Here is a 1,054-nt window from a genome sequence, read left to right as displayed (position 1 = left end):
TCAAATGGCTTATCTGGCATTTCCCGGAGGTTTTTGGGTTCGAATGTTGAGGAATTGACCCCAAGTGGAACGATGTATGTCTTTTCTTTGCTTACTCCATAATTGGTCACAAGGTCGTCTTTAATTGGCTCGCTCAATGTGATTATCGAACCGGCGCGTGGAAGAGTTAATTTATATAAAACGTCGGTGAAATTATAGTAGGCTGCCACGATCATATTATATCCGTTGGAGGACTTCTTCCACTCTTTTCCTTGCCCGGTGGGTTTTGTCTGGAAATCTGCGATCCATGTAGAATCGCCAAGCACCGACATGAGGAAGGGAGTTAGATGGAATCCATCGTACGTGTAAATGACATCGTATCTATTCTTGTAATTCTGTATAATAAAGTACGGAACCAAGATGATGTTATATAATATCAGTGCGGGAAGAAATGAGGCAGACGGAATCTTGTGGAAGGTTACATCCGAGATCTCTGGATTTGTTGGTGAATATATGTGGGTGTCGTACTGATCAGTTAGAAATTTAGCTACGTAGTGGGCCTCGGTTGAACCTTGTACCGAGGAAAGGTCAGAAACTGTGAAAATTGTAATTTTCCGCTCTGACATTTTAATCTACCACCCCCTACTTGGACATAGGAAATAGCTGTTTTGATGGCGAATACCAGTGACCAAATTACTTGGCGTTTCTCTCATAAACGGAGTCATACTGGCGGGCAATTCGATCCCAGCTGTACCTTCTCGCTTCATTTCTCAATACATCTTCATCAGTTGTCGTTCTAATTGTTTTGATTGAGTCCTTCCATTCGTTAACATCTAGCTGGTTCAATCGAACTCCAAGAGGGGGTTTCGATAGTAATTGGCCAACATTACCATGATTAAGACCTACTACTGGGGTTCCTGAAGAGAATGACTCGATAATTACCATTCCGAACCCTTCGTACTGGAACGGAGCGAGAAGAACTGTAGCACCAGACATTTCGTCCGCTAGTTCCTCTTCTGTGAGTCTAGGTAGAATTTCAATATTATCAATACTCTCCATCCGCTTAATATAATCA

The 1,054-nt window shown here is 42.3% G+C and carries 2 protein-coding genes; both read right to left on the bottom strand.

Annotated elements, in window-relative coordinates; translation table 11 throughout:
* A partial coding sequence (locus DVK07_RS19480) for a glycosyltransferase family 4 protein (RefSeq protein ID WP_147441247.1) occupies nt 1-605 on the bottom strand: 605 nt, incomplete at its 3' end.
* Between the two features lie 67 nt (nt 606-672).
* Nucleotides 673-1,054 (bottom strand): glycosyltransferase (locus DVK07_RS19475; protein WP_147441246.1); only part of this gene is annotated, 382 nt, incomplete at its 5' end.

Source organism: Halorubrum sp. Atlit-26R, from assembly GCF_003666015.1.
Taxonomy (GTDB): domain Archaea; phylum Halobacteriota; class Halobacteria; order Halobacteriales; family Haloferacaceae; genus Halorubrum.
This window is presented reverse-complemented; position numbering and strand designations above follow the sequence as displayed.